The following is a 24,636-nucleotide window of genomic DNA, read 5'->3' on the forward strand; positions in this document are numbered from 1 at the left end:
CTTGAGTAGGCAGAGGGCATAGATAAAGAAACGACTGCGTGATCTCGCAGCCGTTTAGCATATTGAAGTTAGCGATTAACCGAGCGGAATAATGCTATCTACTTTAAAGACTAAAGAACAAGCACCGACTTTCGTCCAGTCAACTTGCTCTGGCGTAAATGACGCACCAGCACCTAAACCTGGAACTTCAGTTACCCAGTCGTAACTTTTTAGTGAGGTTTTAGTGTAATCGATGGTGCCAAGAATACGTGCACCTTGGTTACGCTCGTGTTTAACAGAAAGCATAGGATCATACTCATAGTAAGACATACGTGCCTCACCATTCATAATTGCATTGTAGCAGGTGTTGTTTTTACCAATGCTCATTGAAACCGTGTAGTCGTCACCCTCTTTTTTCATGCCGTAGCCAAAAATTGCAATGTTTGCCGTTTCAACGATTTCATTGGTTTCTTCATCGGTAAATTTATTTACTGTAGAGATAAGCTTAGCGCCCATCTGGTTGCTAAAACCATTTAAGCTGTAGCTCTTACCGTCAGTTGGGAACATGGCTTTGATATGTTCTCTGTCTTCTAACTGACAGGCCGCTGCTAAGCTATCAACACCTGGTGCTTCATCAGTTCCCTCTGCCCACTCAAAGTTATGGGTTGAGCCACTTAGTCGTGTCGCGAGGTAGTCTGCATTTAGGTAAGAGGCTGGCGTGTAATAGAACGAGCCAGAAGCACCTGTTTTACCATCGACGAGTGAGTCTGGTTTCTCGGGTTGAGTGAAGGTTGGATCTGTTGGGTTACCTGGATCAACAGGCGTCTCATCAGTATGTGGGTTATCATGGCATTGTGCACACGTCGCGCCGTAATCGGTATGTGGTACTTTTACTGGTGCTTCGTAAGTGTGACAAGACATGCAGTCGGCTTCTTCCGCCGCTTTAATCATGTAGCTAGGCGTCGCATTTGCAGCTGAAACTGGAGCATTTGGATCCACATAGTCAAATTTGACACCTGCTTCTGCACATTGCTCACTAAAGTTACTGATGTAGCTGACAGCTTTTGCTTGTAAACCGGTATTGTCAGCTTGTAGGGCATCATTGCTCTCAACCAGAGATGTATTCGAAGACGTCAGTTCGGCATTTTGAGTTTCCAGTGCCGCTATTTGTGCTTCTAATCCTGAAGTATCAGTATTGTCATCATCATTACAACCCGTTAGTGCCAATATTGAGACACAAAGTAGGCTAAGCTTAAATTTATTTTTCATTTTTATTCCCCTGCGTAGATTTATTCTACTTATGTTTTTATTTATTGCTTTTAGCGAAAATTTGTATTTTTAATTAAGGTATTGCTTGAAGTTATTTGAATAGTGAGTGGTTAATTTTCCAAATTTGTCCTCGATTATCATGATTGAAAGATTATTGTTATTTGCTATTTCTAGTGATTTTGATATCGGCAATATCATGAAAGCGGTAGCTAAACCATCTGACTTCATACAGGTTTCACTTATTACTGTTGCAGATACTACGGTATGTTGTACTGGTCGGCCTGAGAGTGGGTTAATAATGTGAGAATAATGTTTTCCATTACTTTCAAAGTATTTCCTGTAATCACCAGAGGTCGCAACAGCCATATTTTTTGGTGAGATGACGGCTATTTGTCCAGTTGAATATGCAAATGGCTTATCTATCCCTACTGCCCAAGGTCTGTTGTTTTTCTTAGTGCCTTTTAGCTTTAATTCACCACCAATGTCGACGAGATAGTTGTCGATATCATTTTTTTCTAACAGCGTCGCAATAGCATCGACGGCATAACCTTTTGCGATCGCTGAAAGATCTAACGTTACCTGTTTATTTGAACGCTGTAACTTACCATTCTCAATCGCAATTTTATCTGCACCAGTAAGCGCTCTTACCGCTGCTATCTCTGAGTCTGACGGGGCCTTTTCAATTTTACCACTTACGCCAAACCCCCATAACTGTATTAGCGGAGCAACGGTAATATCTAAGGCACCTTCAGTGCTCTTATTAAGCACAATTGCTTGTGCTACCACTTCACCAAGTTCAGAGGAAAGATTAATATTCTTTAACTGTTCGCTGTTATTAATAATGCTTAATTCAGAGCTGCTATCCCATGTAGACATCGACTTGTTTATCTCTTCAAGTCTACTATCTATTTTTACGGATAGCTCGTTCATCCTGTCTGCTGATATATTACCCTCTACCCAGGTTACTTTAAAAGTGTTTCCCATGGTGGAACCTTTTAACGTCTTTATGTCGTGAGCCGAACAGGTCGATGATATTATTATTAGTAGTGTAGCTTTCAAAAAGCGATTCATATTTAAAACTGTGTTATTAGCGTTTTTTTAAAGTATACGTTGAGATTTTTTATAAATGTGATTGTAATCAAGGTTATTGTTTTTGATGCATATTGATACATTTTTTATTGACTTTAGGGTATTGTAATTGGCTGGTCGTATCTTTTTATCTTGCTGATTTAAATTGTTTTTATTTTCCTGCTTGCTGGTTTTTTCATTGGATTCCTTAGTTCTAACTAAATTAGAGGTGCTTTTAATTCGTGGTTAAATGTTGTTGCGTTAATATCTGTTTTTTATATTTATTTTGACTCGGGTCGATGCATGCCTAAATATGTGACTGAATTTAAGTTAAATAATTTCTTGTGTCTTAATTAGTACTTATTGCTATTAATGTGAACCGTACAGATGATCTTTATAAATGTTGTAATAGTCACGACTGACAGATAACACTTAATTGGTTGCATGAGTTTTGAACAGTAGCGATTTTTCAGAGACTTCTAAATGCTATTCATGTTGATGTGATGGCTCGCGGGTGAACGATGTAAGCGCACTAAAAGTTGGCTTGATTTGACTTTATTGATTCAAGCCCTTGCCAAATCCTTAGTGGGCGCGTAAAACTGCGCTATAGATTTGAGTTTTGATTTAGAAGCATCGCATTGGAAGGTAAATTTGGACCATATAATTTGGAATGTAGATCCTGTAGCAATTAGTTTTATGGGGCTTAAAGTACATTGGTACGGCATATTATTTGCGTTAGCTATCGCCTCAGGTTTTCAGGTGATGAAGCGCATTTATGTCAGGGAAAACCTACCGGTAGAGTCGCTAGATAATCTACTCATGTATTGCGTGGTGGGGATCATTGTTGGCGCTCGTTTAGCTCACTGTTTGTTTTACGACCCTGCATATTATTTAAGTCATCCACTTAAAATCTTTGCGATATGGGAAGGGGGCTTGGCTAGCCATGGCGGCGGTCTCGGCGCTATCCTTGCACTCTACTATTATCAGCGCCAGGTTAAGCTGCCATTTCTGTTCTTGCTCGATCGCTTAGCGATTGCGACTGCAATCTTTGGTTTCTTTGTGCGTATGGCTAACTTTGTTAACTCAGAGATTTTGGGCTTGCCGACGAATCAGCCATGGGGGATCATTTTTGAGAGGATCGATATGCTGCCTCGCCACCCCGCTCAGCTTTATGAAGCCATCGCCTACTTGTCCATATTCGCGCTGTTGTGGTGCATCTATCGAATGACAGCAATGAAACAGAAACATGGTGCTATTTTTGGCTTGTTCTTAGTTTTAGTATTTAGCTCACGTTTTGTTATTGAGATGGTGAAGGTTAAGCAGGCTGTGTACGCTGATACATGGACTTTCAGTGCCGGTCAACTTTTGAGTATCCCGTTCCTGTTAGTCGGTGTGGCATTGTTAGTACTACCTTATGTACGCAACATTAAAACAAGCTAAATAACATAAAGGTCGTTAAGCAATTAATGGGACTAATAAAAAACCGCTAGTGCGATGCGCTAGCGGTTTTTGTTTTTTTATTTACTTAGCCTGAGTTTAGAAAGGCAGTGTGAAGCCAATTGTTGCAGTACGACCCATACCTTTAAAGTAACGGGTGTCTTTACCGACAGTTTGTGAGTAGTAAGTGTAATAGTCTTCGTTAAGCAGATTTTGAATGCCTATGCTGAGCATGCCATCGTATACAGGGATCGCGACTGATGCATCGACCGTAGTGTAGCCATCAAAGTTAGCGTAGACATGGTTGTCGGCATTTTTGAAGTCTTTATCCATGAAGAAGTTAGCTTGAACTCGGGTCGAAATGTCGTTATCGAAATTATGTGTCCAGAATAGATTGATACGATTCGGTGAGATGTTCGCACCGTCTAAATCAGTATCAACGCTCTGATCATCATTAGAGTCATATTCGCCATTTTGAATAGCGATGTTAACGCCAACGTCGTCATGATCACCTAAATATGCGGTAATGTTTGACTCTATTCCTTCAATCACGCTTTTTTCACGCTTAATCACAAATGAACCACTGCCGTCGCCTTTATCAACCATGCGAGCACCATAGTCACTTGATGAACGATAGTAAGCTATCTTTGCGGAGAAGTTTTCACCTTGGTAGTCGGCGCCAAATTCGATGTTGTCGGTGACAATTGGGTCAAGCGCTAAGGTATCTTCAATGCTTGGATTTGCGCCTTGGAAGTTATCGCCATCACGTAACACACGGCCGACATCTGGCATGCCAAAGCCTTGGTTAAAGCTGGTGTATACTCGCAGTGCAGAGTTAACTTTGTATGAAGCGCCGATGTTGAAAAGTGTTTCTGTAAAGTCAGGTGAGCCACCTTCAATGTGCTTATCGCCATAGCCATAAAGGGTTTTATAATCATCGACATTCAGTTTTGCATACTCGTAACGCACACCACCGGATAAAGTCAGGTTGTCGATAATGTCATAATCTATCTGGGCAAATGGGGCGATGTTGTCATAAGTGCTCTCAGGTACCCATGAGGCACCACTTACTACCATGTCTTGTTCTGTGGTATCACGGAACATATCTAAACCATAAGCAATGCTGACACCCGAATCTGCGATGTTACTCGCCATCATTGAAGCCTTCATCCCCCATTTTACAGACTTGTTGCGAGACTGTTCGTAGTAAAGCGACTCACCGTTGCTGCCAGTGCCACACACTGTCACTTGATCACTGCCTTCCATGCTCGGGTCATAAAAGTCTTCCCAGCAGCCGCCGCCGTATACCGCTTCAAAGTTTTGATTAAAAAACTGCAGGTTAAGTTGTTGACCTGCAATATCTTGGTGGGTGTAAGTTAGGCTTGTTGTGGTCACTTGGTTATTAGCGGCTTCCCAAGGCTGTTCTTGCTCGATTGCACCCGTTGGAATGTCATTTTCTTTATCACCCTTAACGGCCATGTAGTCGCCGTTATTTTCCATGGTGTAATGGTTTACCATTAGCTCAAGACGCGACTCATCGAAGTTGTGACCTAGCTTGAGGAAAAAATCGGCACTTTGGCTGTCCATTGACTCACCCTGGGTGGTGTCGACACCAATGATTTCATCGTTAGCATCATAGTACACGCCATTGTTGCGGTAACTAACAGAACCAATCATATCTAAGTTTTCAGACTCACCCGAAAAAGCATAACTAGTGCCAAAACTCACACCGTCTGAGTCAAGGCTATTAGGGACGGTGACATCAAAGCTTACTTGGTGTTCATTATCGCCAGTGGGCTTTTTGGTGATGTAGTTGATGATGCCGCCCTGTGCGCCAAGACCGTGCATCGCATTAGCACCATGAATGATCTCAATGCGCTCAATCATTGCGGGATCGATAGTCTGGCCTGAGCGACCGCCACTGCGTAGTGGGTTAGACTGCGGCACACCATCAATCATAATTAGTGGTGTTCGTCCGCGCAATGTTTCACCAGTATTACTCATTTTCTGACGGCTTGGAGAGAAGCTAGGTGCTAGATTGCCGATGATAGTAGACAGATCTTTAGTGGTTCTAAACTGCTCCTCGAGCATCTGCTGGTCGATAATCGTGACAGTATTTGGGATTGCGCTGACGGGTTTGTCCATTCTGCTGGAAGTAACGGTAATGACTTCAATATCCTCATCTTGGGCGTGAGCAATATTGGGCAGAAGTGCAGCTGAAATAGAAAGCGCAATTAAAGAGGTCTTAAACTTCATGATAGATCCCGTTTAAGTGGAGACACCTTAATACATCAAGTTAGTCCGTTGGTGAAGCAATCCCTGAGTGTGTCAATCACTGAATATAAATGATAATGATTATTGTTGGCGGCAAGTATGGAGAAGCATATTTGTTGAGTCTATGAAAAGTTCCACTTTTATTAACCTTAAATATAGGAATTGTGATTCACATCTAACATATGTTTGTTGTAGGTTGATTTTTAGTCTGTTTTTATATTGATTTATACTCTGGAGTTAACAAGCGCGCAGGGTAGCTTCTAACAACAAAGTAATTCATTTAACTTTATGCTGGTAACCGCTATGCTGGTTTTTTGGTGAAAATATAGGCTTAGATATATAGATATGAAACTTGGTTTACTATTGTTTCTGCCGCTGTTACTGATACTGCAAGGCTGCGATAAGGCTCAGGTGCCACAATTGTCATCGCAGGCGACAATTGTGGCTTTTGGCGACAGCTTAACTGCGGGCGTGGGGGCGTCGGCTGGTAGCGATTATCCGACTCAACTTGCTAACTTAAGTGGCTTTAACATCATTAATGCGGGAATATCAGGCGAGACAACTAAAGAGGGGTTAAAGCGATTATCATCAGTACTAGCTAAGCATGGACCTGAGCTGCTGATTTTATTAGAAGGTGGCAATGACTTTTTAAGAAACCGGCCCCTAGCGGAGACCAAAGCAAATTTGGCCGCGATGATTGAGCTGGCTCAATCTCAAGGAGTGACTGTTTTGCTGATTGCAGTGCCACAGAAGAGTTTGTTTCTAACAGCTTCACCTATCTATGCTGAATTGGCGCAGGAATACCAATTAGTTATTTTAGAAGAAACACTTAGTGATCTACTCGCCAGCCCGAGTAAAAAGTCGGATGCAATACACCTCAATGACGCAGGTTATCAAGTATTGGCTGAGGCGGTTTATCAGCTTCTCAGATAAGAGTAAGTGGTTACAAATGAATTTTCGAAAGAGTTTTTTCTGCTTTATAACAACCAAAATTATCCATAAATCGCTAAATAGTCACTTGTGCTATTTATGTAAGCATTTTAACTCGCTACGAAGTAGGGAGAAAGCAGTATGTTTGTGTGGTTTTACATATTCAACTCATTCTTTATTTGGATTGCTATTGGAATCACAGATTTATTCACTGAATATAATTTTATGCCGAAAAAAAGCCTAAAACTTGGTAAGCTAGGGGACTTGGCCTAGTGCCGCATGCGTTTGTTAGTCGAACTAGTACTGCAGTACGCATATAAATTAATAAATATAATAAAAGGTTTAAGGTTTAAAATGACAGATCTTGAGCAGCAGGTATTTACTCAAGTACGCGCTATTATTGGCAACGAAGAGCAGGTAATTGGTCGCAGAGGGATACTCATCCCATTGAAAAAGGCGATTATTGCTGATGGCGATATTAGAAATGTCATTGACATTGTCTCGTCAGATCCGGCGCTATCTGCACACTTATTGTGGCGCAGCAGTACGGCAAATCAAATCTCTGCTCAATCAACTAAGAATCGTTCATTGAAGGATGCTTTAGTTAGGCTTGGACAGGTAAATATTTACCGTTACGCGTTTACCTTTTATTTAAAGGAAAGGTTAGATGAATTAAAAGAGCCTTATAAGAAGCTGGTTCACGGCTACTGGGCATTAACTGAAGCTGTCGCAACAGATGCGGTTGACACTCTGTACCAGATGAACAGTTTTGATATCAGCCCCGATGAGGTGCAGACTCTTGCATTGTTTAGTGTATTTGGCGATATCATTGCGTTAACGGCCTTTGCCTATCTAAACAGTGAAGCGGACAAGCCTTATTCATTGAGCGTGCTTAAAGGTATTCTAGAAAATCAGCAGCAAACACTGACGATGGAAGCTTTTGAGTCATTAGGACTTGATGATGAGCTACGTGATGAATTTTTGATTGCACACAATTTGCGACAAACTCATAACGTTTCATCACCAGGTTTAGTACTTAGGCGTACGCTAGCAAAACGAAATCTACTTTTACGACCGTTATAGCTATTTCCTAAATAGTAATACCAATTGCATTAAGTATTTGACCATTTCAGAGCCCCTCAGCCTTTTTAATTCAAAGCGCATTGGTAAAGAAATGGTTATTCCCTTTTAAGCCAATGCAAAGCAGAAGTGGAAAGACTGAAGGGCTCACGTAGTGCGGCTGAGGTTAAACAAATTGGCAAACGCTGTATGCTTCGCTATGGGATTTGGATATAGAATAACTATTAGCTCAAATTCCACTACTTGCCTACAGTGTTTTGAATTCCCGCTGAATGGTCAAACTTTTAATGCAATTGGTATGAGACAATGCAACGTAGCAGTGAAAATCCTGAGGCGCTCACAGCGTGCGGCTGATATTTAAGGCATAGGGAAATCACTTTATACAGCGCATGTGGCTTTCGATATCGAATAACGATTAGCGATAAGCCACATACTTGTCTAAAGTGATTTTAACTCCCGCTGAATGAGCAACTCTATCAATGGAGTTGGTATTATTTGAGCTTTTGCTTTTCAATTCCTTCTTTAGCAACCATTTCTAACCAATGCTGCGCTAAACGGGCATTTGAACCACTTCTACGATAGGCACCAAATAGTGGTCTTTTAAGCCCGTCAGGACCAAGTTTGATACTCACAAGGTTTAGGCCGTGGCTTTCACTGATTGACCAGTTTGGCAATGCTGCAATACCATCTTTACAGGCAATGCGCTGTAGTAACATCATGGTGAGGTCACACTTGATGACTGCCCCCGCCTGAATGCCGGCCGGCTCCATGAAGTGGCGATAAATATCCAATCGCTCTAGCGCGACGGGGTAGCTTAAAATAGGCTGGTTTTCGAGCTGCTTTGGTGTGACAAACTCTTCATTGGCAAGCGGGTGATTACTAGCCACGACAAGTCGTACTTCGAAGTCAAAAAGGTGTTGGTAAGCAATTGATTGTCCTGGCACAGGATCTGAAGTTAGCACCACATCTAATTCACCCAGCTCAAGTGCATTCAGTGAATCAAATAAGTGACGGCTTGAAAGGTCAAGATCTGCCTGAGGATATTCCTGCCTAAATTGCTCCATTACTGGCATTAACCAGCGGAAACAGCTGTGGCACTCAATTCCTACGCCCAACTTATTATCGCCTTCTTCAAGGCCCTTTTTTAGATCAAACTCGGTCTCTATGACTTTAGGTAAAATGTCTTCTGCAAGGTTTAGCAATCTAGAACCTTCTTGAGTGAAAGATAATGGCTTACTCTTTCGCACAAAAATGGCTGAATTAATCCTTGTTTCAAGTTCCTTGATCTGATGAGACAGTGCCGATTGTGTGACAAAGCGTTTCTTCGCAGCACCTGCGAGACTTCCGCTTTCCTTTAGTGCAACTAATGTACGTAAATGTCTAAGCTCTATCATTTTATCCTCACATGAAGTTTTCTCATGTTGCTTTTGAATTCATTTCTATTGCGATGAAGTAGACTATCACAGTGGGTATCTGGACGTCTAGAAGTCTGCATTGTAAATTGAAACCATGTAATTCAGAAGGTTGTGTGTCTGAATTTTATTCATCTTAACACTAAAGGATATACAATATGCAATTAAATAGTTTGGCTTTTTTCTGAATAGGTTATCTGGCTAAATTTAGGACCGCTGTAGAGAAGCATTAGCTAGGTAAGTGGAGGTTGGTTTAAATTATTGATATTGAAGGTGTTTACTGTTTGTTTCGCTGGTGTTATTAAGCCAATCTTAGAGGCTAATGAGTCCTCTAAAAAGATTTTGCATATTATCAGCAAATATTTAACCTGGGTGCAACTTTGGACGTAATTTCCGAATCGCATCGTGGACAAAATGGTATTGCTGTGGATATTTTACATAAAGTAGCTCGTGGTCGAATATCTAAATTCAAGTAAAACTAGCAGCAAAAACCACCAATATTTTTTATGCCAACTTTCACTGTGTTGTTTTAGAACGAGTAAAATTACAGTAGTTCGACTTCGGTCGAAGACAAAATTTTAGTGAAGTGCAGAGCGTTAACTCATCCAGAAAACAGACTTTGCTATCCATAGGTTTTATCTAATTAAGCAAAGGTCGTAGATGGAGAGTTAGATAAATGCTCCTAGCCATCTAAATCACTTAATGCATTGCGATATAATTAAAGCTATAGGTGCGGCTTACTACTTTATGACGCAGAACCTGTAGTAATAGAGTAGGTGAAAGCCATTGCTAGTTAGAAAATTTAAATATTAAGCTGCTTGAGTCAAGAAAAGACAGCCTGTTGCCAAATTGATAGCATCTAAGCATGTCACACATATTGATGTGGTGGTTAAAGTTTGCGCACTTCTACTCAATACTATTCGCTGATATTGGTTATGGTTAAGGGGATCGGGTACACTAGCGCCTTTGTCGGCTAAAAGACCTAAAATCATGGAAACTTTTTATAGTTTATACCCTGTGTTTAAGCATACTCACATGACGTTTGTTGCGTTAAGTGTGCTGTTTTTTATTGTGCGTTTTTCGCTTCATTTACGTCAGTCACCGATAATGGACAAAAAGTTCGTTAAAATTGCGCCGCACGTTATCGATACTTTCTTGCTGCTATCTGGTTTGATTTTGTGTTTTTCTATTAAACAGTATCCATTTGTTGATCCTTGGATGACAGAAAAACTAAGTGCCGTGGTTGCTTATATCCTGCTAGCGACTATCGCTCTTAAGGCTAATCGTAATAAATTATTTAAAGTATTTGCCGCATTAGGTGCACTTGGTTGGGTGGTTTACGCCGCGAAACTGGCTGTGTTTAAGCAAGCAGTTTTATTAGGTTGAAGACTCACTTGAAACTTAACGATTCTATTCAATTACCAGAAACAGCCTTTGATGTTGCAGAACATTTGGGCTTTTCTAAAGTAAAAAATGCTAATTGGGCTTGGCTTGAGCTTGCAGGCTCTGTATTAAGCTTTTATGTTGTTGACAGACATGACCGATTAAAAGCGTTACTGAACTGGTTTTATAACGACTTAGGTTTCTGTGCGCGTGAAGCTTATTACAGTGCGGAAGCGGCAGATCTCGGTAAGTGCATGACATCAAAACAGGGCAATAGCACCACGCTAGCCACTGTGTTGATGTTGTTGGCAAAGCAGTTGGATCTTAAGTTAGAGCCATTGCTTTTACCCGGGCAAACGGTGCTTCTAAGTAAAATTGACGATGATATTCGCTATATTGATCCTCTAACTGGCAATGAGTTGAGCAAACATCAATTGCATATATTAGTACGTGGCGAACTAGGTAATGCTGCTGCATTTAAACCAAGTTACCTAAAACCAGCGTCAGTAAAGCGCATAGTGTCACGCATGATCCATGAGATGAAAGCGGGCAGTATTGTCGCGCACAAATTTGAACCTGCAATGGAGTGCTGCAATTTGCTGCTGCAATGGCACCCAGAGGATCTCAATCTCAACCGCGAACGAGCCTTTATTGCACAGCAGTTGGGGTGTATTAGCGTCGCGACGGCTGATTTAAAACATTTTGTCGATAACAGTCCACATGACCCTGTCATTGAGCTGGTAAAGATGCAATTGAAAGAGCTTAAAGAGGACGTCGAAACGTTCCATTAAGCGTAAAAAAAGAGAGCCGAATGGCTCTTTTTTCGTTACACCACTATTAGTATTAGAGTGTACAAATACACCATTACTAAACCAACAAATTGAACAACAAGAATAATAACTTGGCAAAGTATTGTTATTAACAATACAGCCACTATCAGGGGGATAGGGTAAAATGAGTAGTTCCGATTCGATCAGTAGTGCATTGGTCACTAATGATGCCACTGCGCTTGGCATTTTAGCGGTTGTGCTAGGGTTTGTATTTTACACCAGTAACAGCAGTCATCATTTCTGGAAGAAGTTTTATACTTTCATTCCAGCATTGTTGATGTGTTATTTCTTACCATCATTGCTCAATACCTTTAATATCATCGATGGCGACACCTCAAAGCTGTATTTTGTCGCTTCACGTTATCTACTTCCCGCTTGTTTAGTGTTACTTATTTTAAGTGTTGATCTAAAAGCTATTTTATCACTTGGCCCGAAAGCAATAATCATGTTTTTAACTGGTACTGTCGGTATTGTGATTGGTGGCCCTATTGCGCTTTTGATCATATCGAGTATCAATCCAGAGGTGCTTGGCGTCACCGGCCCAGAAGCTGTATGGCGCGGTATGACAACCCTTGCGGGTAGTTGGATTGGCGGCGGTGCCAACCAAGCGGCAATGAAAGAGATCTATGAAGCGGGCGGCGATATATTTTCAATCATGGTAACTGTAGACGTTATCGTGGCGAATATCTGGATGGCAGTGCTGCTGTTTATGGCGTCAAAAGCGAAAGAGATTGATGCTAAAACTGGCGCCGATACATCGGCTTTAGAAGCATTAAAAGAGAAGGTAGAGAAATACCACGCCGAGAATGCTCGTATCCCAAGCCTTAATGATTTGATGATGATTGCTGCGATTGGATTTGGTATTACCGGTCTTGCCCATGTGGTCGCCGATTTCTTAGGTCCATTCTTTGAAGCTAACTACCCTTGGACCCGCGATTACAGCTTAACGTCTAAATTCTTCTGGTTAATCGTCACGGTGACCACGATTGGTTTAGCTATGTCGTTCAGCCCTGTTCGTCATTTGGAAGCGGCTGGCGCATCTAAAGTGGCCACGGTTTTCTTGTATATCTTGGTTGCGACCATTGGTTTGCACATGGATGTCTCAAAACTGTTCGATGCAGATAACCTTTGGTACTTTGCTATTGGTATGATTTGGATGCTGATCCATGCAAGCTTCATGTTGATTGTGGCTAAATTGATAAAAGCACCGCTGTTTTATATGGCGGTGGGCAGCCAAGCTAATGTCGGTGGTGCAGCTTCAGCACCTGTCGTAGCTGCTGCATTCCACCCCGCTTTGGCGCCAGTGGGTGTGCTTCTGGCTGTGTTGGGCTATGCTTTAGGCACTTATATGGCATGGATGTGTGGCCAACTCCTGCAGCTAGTTGCAAGCTAGATTTGCAAGTACGAATTAATATGAATAATGCCAAGACCACTGTCTTGGCTCTGATAGAGAGAAGAGATTGATGAGTAATAAAACCATTGATTTAGGTTCGATTGAAATCGCAAATGACAAACCTTTTGTGTTGTTTGGTGGTATGAATGTGCTTGAGTCACGCGATCTTGCAATGCAGATTGCCGAGACTTACGCTGAAGTGACTCAGAAATTGGGGATCCCATACGTATTTAAAGCGTCGTTCGATAAGGCAAACCGCTCTTCTGTAAATTCTTACCGTGGTCCAGGTATGGAAGAGGGGTTGAAGATTTTTGAAGAGATAAAATCAACCTTTAATCTACCGTTGATCACTGACGTTCATGAAGTTCATCAGTGTGCACCTGTGGCTGAAGTGGTCGATATTATTCAACTGCCAGCATTCTTAGCGCGTCAAACAGATTTAGTGGTCGCAATGGCTAAGACTGGCGCAATCATTAATGTGAAAAAACCACAGTTTTTAGCGCCGCACGAAATGCGTCATATCATTAGCAAGTTTAATGAAGCGGGCAATGACGAGATCATTTTATGTGAGCGTGGTTCAAGCTTTGGTTATAACAATCTAGTTGTTGATATGCTGGGTATGGATGAGATGAAGCAATCGGGTTACCCGGTGATCTTCGATGCAACTCATGCATTACAAAAACCAGGCGGACGTAGTGATAGTGCTGGCGGTCGTCGCGCTCAAGCAACAGAGCTTGCGCGTAGTGGTATGGCATTAGGTTTAGCAGGCTTGTTCATCGAAGCGCATCCAGATCCTGACAATGCTAAGTGTGATGGACCTTGTGCGTTGCCTTTGCATCAATTAGAGAATTACTTAACCCAAATGAAAGCGGTTGACGATTTAGTTAAGTCATTTGCACCGATTGATACCAGTAAATAAGTTTTACTGTTTCCAGCGAGAGTTCTCGCGACAAAAGCCCTGTGTTGATGATACAGGGCTTTTTTATAATTAAAATATCCTGTTCTATTCAGTCTTGACTCATCCTCTATTCTTCATTTAATTGCTACTTTTAAGTTTGACTACAGACTTAAGCTTTATCCTGTTAGGTTATAAAAAAAGCACGAGTTTGATAACTATGATTAGACTTATCGAACTCGAAAACTTGACTCATAACAGATAGGTTGAATGATGAAAGCAGATAAACAGGCACTCGCTGAAGAAGGGCCGCAAGGAATGCTGGGCAAGGCACTCGATGGAATTGAGCGTGTCGGTAATAAGTTACCTGACCCTGCGATGTTATTTTTAATATTGATGTTTGCAGTATGGGGCTTATCAGCCTTATTGTCAGGCGTTAGTTTTGATGCGATAGATCCGCGTACCGACAGTCCGATAGTCGTGAATAATTTACTCAGTGCAGAAGCGCTTACTCACTTTCTAACCTCGATGGTGACCACCTTTACCGCGTTTGCGCCGTTAGGTGTGGTACTTGTTGCTATGCTAGGCGTTGGGGTTGCCGAGCATTCAGGTTTCATCAATACAGCACTCAAGCAGATGCTGAAAGTCACCCCAGCCAAACTACTGACTCCAGCTGTTGTATTGGTCGGCATAATCTCTCATACCGCAACAGATGCGGGTTATGTAGTTGTTATCCCTCTTGCTGGTGTCATCTTCTTTACGGTGGGGCGTCACCCGTTAGCAGGTATCGCCGCAGCCTTTGCTGGCGTATCAGGTGGTTTTTGCGCTAACTTTATTCCGTCTGGCATCGATCCACTACTGCAAAGTTTTACGCAATCGGCAGCGCAGATTGTTGATCCAAGTATTTCGGTCAACCCTCTGAATAATTGGTTTTTTGCTGCTTCTTCTTGTATTCCTATTACGCTGCTTATTTGGTGGTTAACAGATAAAGTGCTTGAGCCTAGGCTAAACCGGACTCACAAAGTCAATCGTGATGAAGTCGATCTGCCTGCTATGGATGAAGTGACGCCGACAGAGATGAAAGCGTTTAGAAGTGCATCATTAGTCATGCTAATCGCTATTGTAGGCTTCTTCTCTTTAACCTTTCCTGAGAGTTCCACGCTCAGAGATAGTAATGGTTCACTAACCAGCTTTAGTGCACCACTAATGCAATCTATTGTGCCGTTGATTTTTATCTTCTTTATGTTGCCAGGCCTTGTATATGGTTACATCACGGGCAGTTTTAAAAACTCAAGTGATGTTGTTCAGGCGATGTCTAAATCAATGAGCGGTATGTCGCACTACATAGTAATGGCATTTTTCTGTGCGCAGTTTGTTGCCGCCTTTTCGGCATCGAACCTCGGAGCGTTAATTGCAGTTGAGGGCGCGAGCGGCCTTAAAGCACTTAACTTGCCAGCCGAAGTCACTGTGATTGGTATGATCATTCTGGTTGGTTTTGTGAACTTGTTTGTTGGCTCGTCATCAGCTAAATGGGCGTTAATCGGACCTGTATTGGTACCTATGTTAATGCAGCTCAATATTAGTCCTGATTTATCCCAAGCAGCCTACAGAGTCGGCGACTCAAGCTCTAATATTATTACACCGTTGATGCCGTACTTCCCATTAGTGGTGGTGTATTGTCAGCGCTATGTGAAGAATATCGGTATTGGTACGCTCATCTCGATGATGTTGCCGTTTAGTTTGGCACTGATGGCAATTTGGAGTGCTTGGTTACTGCTTTATTGGTCAATAGGCTTGCCATTAGGGTTAGGCTCTAGTTATAGCTACGGTCTGTAGAGGCAGAAAGCAACACTAAAGCTAAATATTGAATAAATACAAAAAGGACCAAGTTGACTCTACTTGGTCCTTTTTTGTTTAGCTTGAGATCAGCTTGGTGGTACTCATCTACTAGCCATTAATTCTTAGTATAGGGGCTACAAATATTCACTATTGATGCGAATGTAAGGCGCACGATGTGATTCCATTGCATAATATCCCCATCAAACATTCATACTTGGTAAGCACATAGACAATGGGTTGGATTTTATTTACTTTTCTTGCGGCTGCGATGCAGGCTTGGCGCAACGCCTTTCAAAGTCAACTCAGTAAAGAGGTCAGTACCGCGGGCGTGACTCTGGCACGCTTTCTGTGGGCGACGCCTGTCGCGCTTATCTATTTAGTGGCTTTATATACATGGAAGCCAGTGGGTTTACCCTTCATTACGCCAACTTTCAGCCTTTATGTGCTTGCTGCGGCGGCAATGCAAATTGTTGCAACGATGATGATGGTTAAGCTATTTAAAATGCAAAATTTTGCTGTTGGCGCCGGGCTTGCCAAAAGTGAAGCCTTGATGGCCGCCATTTTAGGTGTGGTCTTCTTTGGTACTTACCTCTCTTGGCTTGGTTGGTTGGGAGTATTGCTTGGCGGCGTAGCGGTTTTTATTATGAGTAGCGGTCAGAAGTTAAAGCAGATCTCATTTCCTACAGTATTGCTTGGCCTTGCTTGTGGCGGAGCATTTGCTTTGACCTCGCTTTGGGTACGTGCAGCAAGTCTCAGTCTTGACCTGCCGTTTCCGCACCGCGCTGCTTGGGTACTGCTATTTGTTGTCGCGATTCAGACCTTGGTGCTAGTGATATACGCCTACGCTGTAGATCGAAGTACCATTGACAACCTACTCAAGCGCCCCAAACTCACACTGTTGACCAGTGTTACTAGCTGCTTGGGCTCTATCGGTTGGTTTAGTGCTATGTCTCTACAAAGTGTGCCTTACGTGAAGACCCTTGGTCAGATAGAAGTGTTTTTCACCTTGCTTATTGCCGCTTTTTGGTTAAAAGAAAAGGTTAAAATAAAAGATGTTGCTGCATTAGTGATGATTGCTACCGCTGCCATTTTAGTGATGTGGGGTTAACGGTAGAGCATTGTCCACTCGAACTGTTTTGAGGATTACCCCAGCTCTATTTGAAGACGCTGGTTTCAGAGGCATTGTGCCAGTTCAACGCTAGGCGCATTAATGTAGAAATGGCAATTCCCTTTTAAGTTAGTGCAACAACGAAGCGGGCTGGCACAAATCCTTCATTGATGGGCGTTTCTTATATAAAAAGCATGGACTTTACTCTGCGTTATTGATTTGACTAAGGGAGCGACCATTCATGCCAATCAATGCCTCGTACATGGCCTAGTATGTTCCTGACATGCTAAAGGCATTCCCTCTATCCCTGGAGGTCAGATGTCGGTGCTTAGGTTCATTATGGAGTAATGAACTTGTGATTAAAGTCCATTAAACTCCCACTGAATCCTGCACCTTCAAGTTGCACGGGTATATGTAGACTATATTACCGCTCAAGCTGCTGTATAAAGTAACAGGTCAGCTTTATCGACACATGAGCAGTGAAGATGCCTAAGGTCGCGCCGGCGACGAGGTCGCCTAAGTAATGATAATTTTGCCCTAACTGGCCTACAATTGCGCCTAGCATCGCCAATATCCACACGATTTTAAGCTGTGGGAAACGCCACCAAAACACGCTCACCAGTGCGTAAGTAAATAGAGCATGGCCCGAGGGGAATGAGTTGTAAGCTAGACCCTCTGCGAATGGGTGAAAGCCTTCAATGCCGTCGTTGATCCAAGAGGGATTGCTACCAGTGTCTGTATGAATCCATGTCTCTGGCCAAGTACGGCCAAAAATGAATTTGGCTCCAAGACGAAAGGTCGTCGCAAGGATTAAAGTTATGCCTAAGCTAAACGCTAGGCTTGAGAAGTGCTTTCGACCTTTTGAGGTCAAACAGCTGATGATGACCAAAGCCGAAAGTATTTCAAATAGCAGAGGCATTTGGCTTAAAGGCTTAAAAATATGGCTGGCGTGGCTGTTTTGATGCATCCAAGTGGCGATATTCCGGTCAAGAAACATGACGCTAAATACGGTGAGCGATACTGCGGCAAGATACAACCAAATATGAGTTCTAGTACTCATATTTGAGGCTGGGCTTACTGGTAGTGACAATTTCGCAAGAGCTAATCTAATCATACTCATCAAAGGCTTAGCGTTAAAGTTTTTTGGTGCATAGAGTTTAGGGACTGATACTGATAAGTACAAGTAACAATCCTTGCCAAAGCCCTAGTGTTTCCTTAGTCAACATCTTGAGCATACAGCGGCTATTTTTTTGTGGACGCTTTCATCGCAATAGAGAGGCAAACTGCAGCGCCGCCCCAAGTGATTATCAATGCCAATATCATCATTATCATTGCGCCTGTACTCATGGTTTACGCTCCTCAGGTAGGTGCAGGTTAGATACAAGACCAATAAAAATTGCGCAAAAAAGCATGACAGCGATAAGGCCCCAACCTAAAAACAGTTGATCGGCAACAGGGTAATCGCCGTAGCCATTTTGAATGGTGTTGATAAGGTTTTTGAAAAGGATCCCCGCTAGCATGACCGGGCTAATAAAGCGTAAGCAGATGACGAGCCATTGACCTACGTTAAACTCACTACAGTGGTTGACGTATTCGCGTACATTAGCCAGTTTAAACAACCAACCCATAATAAGCAGCTCTATCAAGCAACTTGTTAGCAGTGCGACATTATTAATAAAGTAATCGACTAGATCGAGCAGCAGCAAGCCGCCATTGGTAGAAAACGCCAGAGAGGTGACATAACCAAGACCACAGACTAGTAGTGCGGCTTTTTTTCTTGAGATATTCACTTTATCGATGACGGCGGATACCACAGCCTCAATAATTGATATGTGTGAACTGAGCCCCGCTACCACCAGTGCTAAAAAGAACAGTGGCCCAAGAATATAAGGTATAGGTAGCAAATTAATAGCGGCAGGGATGGTGACAAAGGCCAGCCCAACGCCAGAGGTTACAACCTCTGTGATCGGTTTAGATTGTTCTGCTGCCATATAGCCAAGAACCGCGAAAATCATGATACCGCCAAGAATGGAGAAACCGCAGTTTATTAATACGGTCATAAAGGCATTGTTATTGATATCTGACTTTTCAGGCAGGTAACTTGAGTAAGCAATCATTATCGCGAAGCCGACACTCAAGGTGAAGAATATCTGTCCATAAGCCGCCGACCACACCTTGGCATCTAGAATCTTGCTGAAATCGGGTCGAAACAGATAATCTAATCCCTCTAATGCACCGGGCAGCATAATGATGCGACCTATCAGCAATAACACCATAATAAACAGTAGTGGCATCATAATTTTACTAGCACGTTCAATACCAGCTTTAACACCTGAATAAACCGCCAAGCTGGTAATGGCCCAGGCTAGGGTCATTGGCAGTGCGATATGAAACTGAAAGTCACCTAGTTTAGTCGGCGAGTTGTCACCTAGCTGCAGGTAACTTTTAAAGAAAAATTCATTTGTATCGGCTCCCCAACTTTGTGTGACTGAGAAAACCAGATAAGACATGGCCCAACCGATGATAGCCACATAATAAACGGCAATGACTGCGGCAATGAACACCTGAAACCAACCTAACCACTCCAGCCTAAGGCCAATACTTTGTCCAAGCTTGGCAAATACTTTAGGGGCTGCTCCGCGGTATTTATGGCCGAGGCTAAACTCCATTATCATAAATGGGATCCCGGCAGAGAGCATGGCAAAGAGGTAAGGAATGAAAAACGCACCACCGCCATTTTCATAAGCCATGTAGGGGAAACGCCAGATATTGCCCAAGCCAATTGCTGAGCCGACGGCGGCAAGAATAAAGCCTGTTCTTGAGTTCCATTGTTCTCTTTGCATCAAGCGCGCCTTTTGTCTTTCCGGCTAAGTCTGTCGGTAGGGAGTAATGGCTTAATTTTAGTCGGAATTCAGAATATTGCTTGGAAGCTGCAAAGACAGGGTTTGGCAATGATGGTACAAATAATCTAACGAAGGATGAGCATTAAGCGTTGCTCAAATAGCCTTGTTCTAGCGTTGTAATGCTGGCTAATAGCTGCTGATTTATCTCTGCACGGAGCGCATGCCTGCTTGCCATCTGCACCACAAAACCATTAATTGATTCAATTTCGGTTTTACGTTGGTGATGAACATCTTGATGCATTGAAGAGTAGTTTGCTGCAGTCAGCTCGATGACTTGGTAAACCCGAGTTAGTAGCCCCTCTAAATCAAGCACAATTGATTCAGCTGCTGCAACTTGTGCTAGTTCAGTCACCGCCGCAGTGATAGTGTTTCGATACTGGGCTGCAGCCAGTTCTCCATTACGACAATCATGTATTGCTGTCATTGGGTTGATAGCGACATTAATTGCCAATTTTTGCCAAAGCATGGGCAATATATCTTCAAACCACTGGCTTTGTGGAATGTTTGATAATAGCGAACTTTTGATTGTTTCACTCATCAGGGGGCCTGTGAAATGACCCAGTTGAGTAACTCCTTGGCCTGTTTGTTGAGTGTGCCATGTTGATTTTTTCAACGCGCCTTGGGAGGTCGTACCTAAGCTTAAACCTTGTCCATTTAGCATGTTGTTGACCTCTAAATGTGGTCCCATGCCATTATGCAATAATAAAATGTGACAATCGTGATTAAGTAACTTAATGATAGGTTTAAGTGCAGCCACTACTTGATAGGCTTTTACGCAAACAATGAGCAGCTTTGTATTTACTAGCTGCAGGGACCAATCATTACGGCCTACAATCATCGCGGTGCAAGTTGTTTGCTGTTGCGCTAGATTGGTATAGGTAACGGCTTGTTGCTGCGATTTTTCAGTGCGGCCAATGAAGTTAACTTGAGTCTTTGAGCTGGAGAGCTGTTGATAAATGAGTTGCCCAATCGCACCAGCACCAATAATAGATACCTGAGGTAACTGGTGGTTTTTGATTACTGAATAATAGCGATTAGCATTCATTTCTAGTTAGACTCTTTGAATAAACAGCGCATTGTTAACTGGCACTATTGTCAACAAATCTGCTGGCTTTGAAGTATCTGTTATATAGCCACTGGGTAAAGTAAAACAACAGGATACCAATCATGTCTGCGATAACATCGGCAAAAGAGGCGCTACGATAAGAGAGTTGTGATTGAACCATTTCGATAAAAATAGCATAGAAAGCTAACACAATAGCCAATATGTACCATCTGGGCTTAAAGGCGAAGTAGGTTAAGTATGAGAGAACAAAAAAGCTACCTATATGACCAATTTTATCAAAGTGAGGGATGGTGTTGATGTTGTAGCTTGGCTTTGAAAAAACCAAGTAACTGACAACCACTAAGGTTATCGCTAGGGCTAGCTTGAATATATTCTGTCGATTGATCACATCATACACACTAAAGATATTTGTTGTCATCATAGAAAAATAGCCGATTAAAGTCACCAATAACTATGCTTACTATCAATTTAATCTTGATCGGCTCTTCAAGTCGCCGCTGTTCGTGGGGTAAAATACGCTCAAATTAACCTTTAAGAGCCAAACGCATGCCTTCAATGGATATTGTTTCAGAAGTGAATGAAGTCGAATTACGTAACGCTGTAGACAACTCGGTACGCGAATTAAAGAGCCGTTTCGATTTTCGTGGCAAAGAAGCGAGCATCGAGTATAAAGATCACGTGGTAACGCTGTCTGCTGAAGATGACTTTCAATGCCAGCAGTTGGTCGATATTCTGCGTATGCAGATGAGCAAGCGAAATGTCGATCCTAAGTCGATGGATGTTGATGACAAAGCGGTACATAGCGGTAAAACCTTCTCTTTACGAGTGAAGTTTAAAGAGGGTATCGAGACGTTAATTGCTAAGAAATTGGTTAAGCTGATAAAAGATAGCAAACTTAAAGTACAGTCCTCAATTCAAGGAGACTCTGTACGGGTAACAGGTAAGAAGCGTGATGATCTACAAGCTGTAATGGCTTTAGCTCGTGAAGCTGACCTTGGCCAGCCGTTTCAATTTAATAATTTTCGCGATTAACCTATTTGACGCAGACTAACGCACTAAATAGGTTCGTCTGCATCGACAGTTCAAAGAGCTCACAGTTAACTGCTGAGTTCTTTTTGTTGCGCTAAATCTTCAGTTGAAACCGTGTTTGTATGTGGGACATATTTTTGTACCAGGATAATTAGGCCTAGCACTGGGAAACCGATTAAGCTGGCACCGATAAAGAAGCTGACGTAATCATAGGCATCGATATAAGCGCCAGAGAAGCCGGCAACAAACTTAGGAAACAGCAACATAATTGAGGATAATAACGCATATTGTGTAGCGCTGTATCCAGTACTCGTCAGACTCGATAGGTAAGCGATAAAGGCCGCAGTGGCGACGCCCCCACTAAAATTATCGACTGAGATCGCCAGCGTTAAAAACGGCACGTTATAACCAAGTACCGCTTGATAAGCAAACAGTAAGTTGGTAGTCGCTACGAGAAACGCACCCAAAAACAACGTTTTCATGGTGCCATATTTAGCAACCAATAGTCCGCCAGCCCCTGCGCCCACAAGGGTCATAATCAGACCGTAGACTTTACTTAAAGTCGCAATTTCCGCTTTAGAGAATCCCATATCGACGTAAAATACGTTAGCCATTACGCCCATAACGATATCTGAGATGCGATAGGTAGAGATTAATAACAAGATCAGCAATGCGCTTTTGCCGTAGCGTTTAAAGAAATCAAGAAAAGGCAATACGCTTGCGGTGTATAGCCAAGATAGAGCGCCAGCTAGTACTCGCGGGTATCGCTGTGAAAACTTTTGTTTAAGCTCAGCTTCTTTTGCATCAGCCTCTTTAGCTTCTACTTGCGGTTCGGCACTAAACAGGGTGGTGATAATACCTATCGACATTAGGCCTGCCATTGCTAAATAAGCTGTTTGCCAAGATTCGAGGCTATAAGCCTCGCTGCTGGGTTCAACCCAGGCTGCAATCGTTAATGCGCCCGCGGTCGCGATAATCATCGCACTGCGATAACCCACTTGGTAGGCGGCAGCTAATGCTGCTTGCATCTTTTCTGAAGCGGATTCAATTCTAAATGCATCGATAACAATGTCTTGTGTTGCTGAGGCAAAAGCAACCATCAGGGCAAATAGTGCAAGCTTATCAATATCGACCAAGGGATCACTTTGACTCATTCCTATGATGGCAAGCACCAAAGTCAGTTGCGCGAAAATCATCCAGCCTCGGCGGCGACCTAAAAAGCGGGTAAATAAGGGTAATGACATACGATCAACGAGTGGCGACCATGCCCATTTAAAACCATAAACTAAAGCTATCCAGCTGAAGTAACCGATAGCGGTTCTATCAACTCCCGCTTCTCTGAGCCAAAAAGATAATGTTGAAAAAACCAGCATCAAGGGTAAGCCTGCAGAAAAACCAAGCAGCAACAGGCTCAGCACCCGTTTATGGCAGTAGATGGAGAGTGAATCTTTAATGCGTTGGAAATAGGAGAGCTTGGTTACTGAAGGCATATGCTTGCTTAACGAGTAAAGATAGAGCTAGCTTACGGTGCGGTGAGTTTGGGTTCAAGGAAATAATATAGATCTGACTCGCTAACTGTCTATTGAAACTCGTGTAACTGACTAATTGTGCGATGGTGAAAAGGCTTGGCCCACTAAAAAGCCCAAACCGAATAGGTTTGGGCTTGGGGTGTAGCTTTTAGTTTTAGCTTTAGATAAGAACTAAGGCCTGATCCCTACACATCCTTGAGGAATTTGACCACCAATACTGAGGTAGTCGCAACAGTCGTCTACTTGTTGCCTCAAGAACTGATTACCTCTGATGGCCCAGCAGGGCCATCTATCAAAGGCATGCAGTAGGTGCCAAAACACACGTTCCATATCCGTTTGCGCATCACCCTGATGGTCATACATCTGCCATTCTTCTAGGGTGTCCCATAGATATAGCTGGATTTCATTGAAATCGAGTTGATTACTCAAAAAAGCTTTTCCGTAGAAAGCCAGCTGGGGCGCTTTATCATCAATGAACTGATTTGGTGTCATTGAACCGCCTCCTTTTGCTTTAGCAATATCAGTATAGAACTACTTTTAGATCTTTTGCTCAATATTTTTTAGATATTTTATAAAATATCCGCAAATTATTGATTAGCTAGTCTCTAGGTAATAATGTTGCCCGCTTAAGGATGATATCTTCAATCGGAAAGTCGGGCCATTCAAGCTTGTTATTAAACTCTGTAGGTACGAGCGCCATCGCGGCAAGTATCTCCATGCCTGAGGTGACTTCACCAAATACTGCGTAGCCCCAGCGACGTGAAGAGGGATCAAGCTTTTCATTATCTACCACGTTAAAGTAAAACTGGCTGGTGGCGGTATGTGGCTCATTTTCGCGGGCCATGGCAATTGTACCTGTGAGATTAGATAGACCATTGCCTGATTCGTTGACGATAGGCTTATCTGTTGGGCGCTCCTCTTTATTTAAGTCCAACCCTCCACCCTGCACGACGAAATCTGCAATAACACGGTGGAACAGCGTATTGTCGTAGTGACCCTTCACCACATAAGTAAGAAAGTTATCAACGGTAAGCGGTGCTCGGGTTCTATCGAGCTCAACCACAATTTTTCCCATGCTAGTATCAAATTCAACCTGTGGGTAAAGCGTATTGGGTTGAATATCAACGGCATTGGCAAGAGGTGTAAGTACAATTGCGATTAGGCTAATACATTTTATCATCCAAGATTTCATAATCTTCCTTTACTGTATCT

The 24,636-nt window shown here is 42.6% G+C and carries 22 protein-coding genes; 10 read left to right on the top strand and 12 right to left on the bottom strand.

The window, feature by feature from the left end; genetic code table 11:
* Nucleotides 1-75: 75 nt before the first annotated feature.
* Both SWP_RS04985 and SWP_RS04990 read right to left on the bottom strand, forming a co-directional pair.
* Entirely contained in the window at nt 76-1,248 is a 1,173-nt protein-coding gene (locus SWP_RS04985) for a hypothetical protein (RefSeq protein WP_020911306.1), read from the bottom strand.
* Between the two features lie 69 nt (nt 1,249-1,317).
* On the bottom strand, nt 1,318-2,232 hold the full coding sequence (locus SWP_RS04990; protein WP_048908454.1) for an FAD:protein FMN transferase: 915 nt from the start codon (nt 2,230-2,232) through the stop codon (nt 1,318-1,320).
* 735 nt (nt 2,233-2,967) lie between these two features.
* Between SWP_RS04990 and lgt the strand changes: the two genes are divergently transcribed.
* Nucleotides 2,968-3,756: a prolipoprotein diacylglyceryl transferase gene (lgt, locus tag SWP_RS04995; protein ID WP_020911308.1), complete on the top strand. Its 789-nt coding sequence runs from the start codon at nt 2,968-2,970 to the stop codon at nt 3,754-3,756.
* Nucleotides 3,757-3,852: 96 nt separating this feature from the next.
* Here the strand turns inward: lgt and SWP_RS05000 are convergent, their stop codons facing one another.
* Entirely contained in the window at nt 3,853-6,009 is a 2,157-nt protein-coding gene (locus tag SWP_RS05000) for a TonB-dependent receptor (protein ID WP_020911309.1), read from the bottom strand.
* A 363-nt stretch (nt 6,010-6,372) separates the two neighbouring features.
* On the opposite strand from SWP_RS05000, the gene SWP_RS05005 reads away from it, so the two are divergent.
* Nucleotides 6,373-6,960: an arylesterase gene (locus SWP_RS05005; protein ID WP_044555683.1), complete on the top strand. Its 588-nt coding sequence runs from the start codon at nt 6,373-6,375 to the stop codon at nt 6,958-6,960.
* Between the two features lie 351 nt (nt 6,961-7,311).
* The gene (locus SWP_RS05010; RefSeq protein WP_044556280.1) at nt 7,312-8,040 is read left to right on the top strand and encodes an HDOD domain-containing protein; all 729 of its coding nucleotides are present in this window, start codon (nt 7,312-7,314) and stop codon (nt 8,038-8,040) included.
* 488 nt (nt 8,041-8,528) lie between these two features.
* Here SWP_RS05010 and SWP_RS05015 read toward each other — a convergent pair whose 3' ends face one another.
* A complete protein-coding gene (locus SWP_RS05015) occupies nt 8,529-9,431 on the bottom strand; it encodes a LysR family transcriptional regulator (RefSeq protein WP_020911313.1) in 903 nt (300 codons plus the stop codon).
* 1,008 nt (nt 9,432-10,439) lie between these two features.
* Here SWP_RS05015 and SWP_RS05020 point away from each other — a divergent pair.
* From SWP_RS05020 to SWP_RS05045, 6 genes are all read left to right on the top strand, one after another.
* Nucleotides 10,440-10,835, top strand: coding sequence for a SirB2 family protein (locus tag SWP_RS05020; protein ID WP_020911314.1), 396 nt, complete (start codon nt 10,440-10,442; stop codon nt 10,833-10,835).
* An 8-nt stretch (nt 10,836-10,843) separates the two neighbouring features.
* Complete coding sequence (locus SWP_RS05025; RefSeq protein ID WP_143711171.1) at nt 10,844-11,623, top strand: transglutaminase family protein; 780 nt, start codon at nt 10,844-10,846, stop codon at nt 11,621-11,623.
* Nucleotides 11,624-11,786: 163 nt separating this feature from the next.
* On the top strand, nt 11,787-13,055 hold the full coding sequence (locus tag SWP_RS05030) for a DUF819 family protein (protein ID WP_020911316.1): 1,269 nt from the start codon (nt 11,787-11,789) through the stop codon (nt 13,053-13,055).
* Nucleotides 13,056-13,125: 70 nt separating this feature from the next.
* Nucleotides 13,126-13,974, top strand: a complete 849-nt coding sequence (kdsA, locus tag SWP_RS05035) for a 3-deoxy-8-phosphooctulonate synthase (protein WP_020911317.1) — start codon at nt 13,126-13,128, stop codon at nt 13,972-13,974.
* 249 nt (nt 13,975-14,223) lie between these two features.
* Nucleotides 14,224-15,786 (top strand): AbgT family transporter, encoded by a 1,563-nt coding sequence (locus SWP_RS05040; RefSeq protein ID WP_044555684.1) that lies wholly within the window; start codon nt 14,224-14,226, stop codon nt 15,784-15,786.
* A gap of 235 nt (nt 15,787-16,021) precedes the next feature.
* On the top strand, nt 16,022-16,897 hold the full coding sequence (locus SWP_RS05045) for a DMT family transporter (RefSeq protein ID WP_020911319.1): 876 nt from the start codon (nt 16,022-16,024) through the stop codon (nt 16,895-16,897).
* Nucleotides 16,898-17,321: 424 nt separating this feature from the next.
* Here the strand turns inward: SWP_RS05045 and SWP_RS05050 are convergent, their stop codons facing one another.
* The 5 genes from SWP_RS05050 to SWP_RS05065 form a co-directional block, all read right to left on the bottom strand.
* Nucleotides 17,322-17,957, bottom strand: coding sequence for a phosphatase PAP2 family protein (locus SWP_RS05050; RefSeq protein WP_228371116.1), 636 nt, complete (start codon nt 17,955-17,957; stop codon nt 17,322-17,324).
* 182 nt (nt 17,958-18,139) lie between these two features.
* The gene (locus SWP_RS23840; protein WP_143711172.1) at nt 18,140-18,244 is read right to left on the bottom strand and encodes a methionine/alanine import family NSS transporter small subunit; all 105 of its coding nucleotides are present in this window, start codon (nt 18,242-18,244) and stop codon (nt 18,140-18,142) included.
* The gene (locus SWP_RS05055; protein WP_020911323.1) at nt 18,241-19,740 is read right to left on the bottom strand and encodes a sodium-dependent transporter; all 1,500 of its coding nucleotides are present in this window, start codon (nt 19,738-19,740) and stop codon (nt 18,241-18,243) included. The genes SWP_RS23840 and SWP_RS05055 overlap by 4 nt, the downstream gene beginning before the upstream one ends.
* 142 nt (nt 19,741-19,882) lie before the next feature.
* Nucleotides 19,883-20,845 carry a ketopantoate reductase family protein gene (locus SWP_RS05060; protein ID WP_020911324.1) on the bottom strand — a complete coding sequence of 321 codons (963 nt, stop codon included), beginning with the start codon at nt 20,843-20,845 and terminating at the stop codon, nt 19,883-19,885.
* 34 nt (nt 20,846-20,879) lie between these two features.
* Nucleotides 20,880-21,254, bottom strand: coding sequence for a VanZ family protein (locus SWP_RS05065; protein ID WP_044556282.1), 375 nt, complete (start codon nt 21,252-21,254; stop codon nt 20,880-20,882).
* A 158-nt stretch (nt 21,255-21,412) separates the two neighbouring features.
* On the opposite strand from SWP_RS05065, the gene SWP_RS05070 reads away from it, so the two are divergent.
* Nucleotides 21,413-21,898 (top strand): YajQ family cyclic di-GMP-binding protein, encoded by a 486-nt coding sequence (locus tag SWP_RS05070; protein WP_020911326.1) that lies wholly within the window; start codon nt 21,413-21,415, stop codon nt 21,896-21,898.
* Between the two features lie 65 nt (nt 21,899-21,963).
* On the opposite strand, the gene SWP_RS05075 is transcribed toward SWP_RS05070, so the two are convergent.
* The 3 genes from SWP_RS05075 to SWP_RS05085 form a co-directional block, all read right to left on the bottom strand.
* Complete coding sequence (locus tag SWP_RS05075; protein WP_020911327.1) at nt 21,964-23,385, bottom strand: AmpG family muropeptide MFS transporter; 1,422 nt, start codon at nt 23,383-23,385, stop codon at nt 21,964-21,966.
* A gap of 210 nt (nt 23,386-23,595) precedes the next feature.
* On the bottom strand, nt 23,596-23,916 hold the full coding sequence (locus tag SWP_RS05080) for a hypothetical protein (protein WP_044555685.1): 321 nt from the start codon (nt 23,914-23,916) through the stop codon (nt 23,596-23,598).
* Between the two features lie 106 nt (nt 23,917-24,022).
* A complete protein-coding gene (locus SWP_RS05085; RefSeq protein WP_020911328.1) occupies nt 24,023-24,616 on the bottom strand; it encodes a peptidylprolyl isomerase in 594 nt (197 codons plus the stop codon).
* Nucleotides 24,617-24,636 lie beyond the last annotated feature (20 nt).

The organism is Shewanella piezotolerans WP3, from assembly GCF_000014885.1.
Classification (GTDB): domain Bacteria; phylum Pseudomonadota; class Gammaproteobacteria; order Enterobacterales; family Shewanellaceae; genus Shewanella; species Shewanella piezotolerans.

What these genes read in the sequence shown, in the direction of transcription:
- SWP_RS04985 (WP_020911306.1), bottom strand. Translation starts at nt 1,248, where the DNA reads ATGAAAAATAAATTTAAGCTTAGCCTACTTTGTGTCTCAATATTGGCA.
- SWP_RS04990 (WP_048908454.1), bottom strand. Translation starts at nt 2,232, where the DNA reads ATGGGAAACACTTTTAAAGTAACCTGGGTAGAGGGTAATATATCAGCA.
- SWP_RS05000 (WP_020911309.1), bottom strand. Translation starts at nt 6,009, where the DNA reads ATGAAGTTTAAGACCTCTTTAATTGCGCTTTCTATTTCAGCTGCACTT.
- SWP_RS05005 (WP_044555683.1), top strand. Translation starts at nt 6,373, where the DNA reads ATGAAACTTGGTTTACTATTGTTTCTGCCGCTGTTACTGATACTGCAA.
- SWP_RS05010 (WP_044556280.1), top strand. Translation starts at nt 7,312, where the DNA reads ATGACAGATCTTGAGCAGCAGGTATTTACTCAAGTACGCGCTATTATT.
- SWP_RS05015 (WP_020911313.1), bottom strand. Translation starts at nt 9,431, where the DNA reads ATGATAGAGCTTAGACATTTACGTACATTAGTTGCACTAAAGGAAAGC.
- SWP_RS05020 (WP_020911314.1), top strand. Translation starts at nt 10,440, where the DNA reads ATGGAAACTTTTTATAGTTTATACCCTGTGTTTAAGCATACTCACATG.
- SWP_RS05030 (WP_020911316.1), top strand. Translation starts at nt 11,787, where the DNA reads ATGAGTAGTTCCGATTCGATCAGTAGTGCATTGGTCACTAATGATGCC.
- kdsA (WP_020911317.1), top strand. Translation starts at nt 13,126, where the DNA reads ATGAGTAATAAAACCATTGATTTAGGTTCGATTGAAATCGCAAATGAC.
- SWP_RS05040 (WP_044555684.1), top strand. Translation starts at nt 14,224, where the DNA reads ATGAAAGCAGATAAACAGGCACTCGCTGAAGAAGGGCCGCAAGGAATG.
- SWP_RS05045 (WP_020911319.1), top strand. Translation starts at nt 16,022, where the DNA reads ATGGGTTGGATTTTATTTACTTTTCTTGCGGCTGCGATGCAGGCTTGG.
- SWP_RS05050 (WP_228371116.1), bottom strand. Translation starts at nt 17,957, where the DNA reads ATGAGTACTAGAACTCATATTTGGTTGTATCTTGCCGCAGTATCGCTC.
- SWP_RS23840 (WP_143711172.1), bottom strand. Translation starts at nt 18,244, where the DNA reads ATGAGTACAGGCGCAATGATAATGATGATATTGGCATTGATAATCACT.
- SWP_RS05055 (WP_020911323.1), bottom strand. Translation starts at nt 19,740, where the DNA reads ATGCAAAGAGAACAATGGAACTCAAGAACAGGCTTTATTCTTGCCGCC.
- SWP_RS05060 (WP_020911324.1), bottom strand. Translation starts at nt 20,845, where the DNA reads ATGAATGCTAATCGCTATTATTCAGTAATCAAAAACCACCAGTTACCT.
- SWP_RS05070 (WP_020911326.1), top strand. Translation starts at nt 21,413, where the DNA reads ATGCCTTCAATGGATATTGTTTCAGAAGTGAATGAAGTCGAATTACGT.
- SWP_RS05075 (WP_020911327.1), bottom strand. Translation starts at nt 23,385, where the DNA reads ATGCCTTCAGTAACCAAGCTCTCCTATTTCCAACGCATTAAAGATTCA.
- SWP_RS05080 (WP_044555685.1), bottom strand. Translation starts at nt 23,916, where the DNA reads ATGACACCAAATCAGTTCATTGATGATAAAGCGCCCCAGCTGGCTTTC.
- SWP_RS05085 (WP_020911328.1), bottom strand. Translation starts at nt 24,616, where the DNA reads ATGAAATCTTGGATGATAAAATGTATTAGCCTAATCGCAATTGTACTT.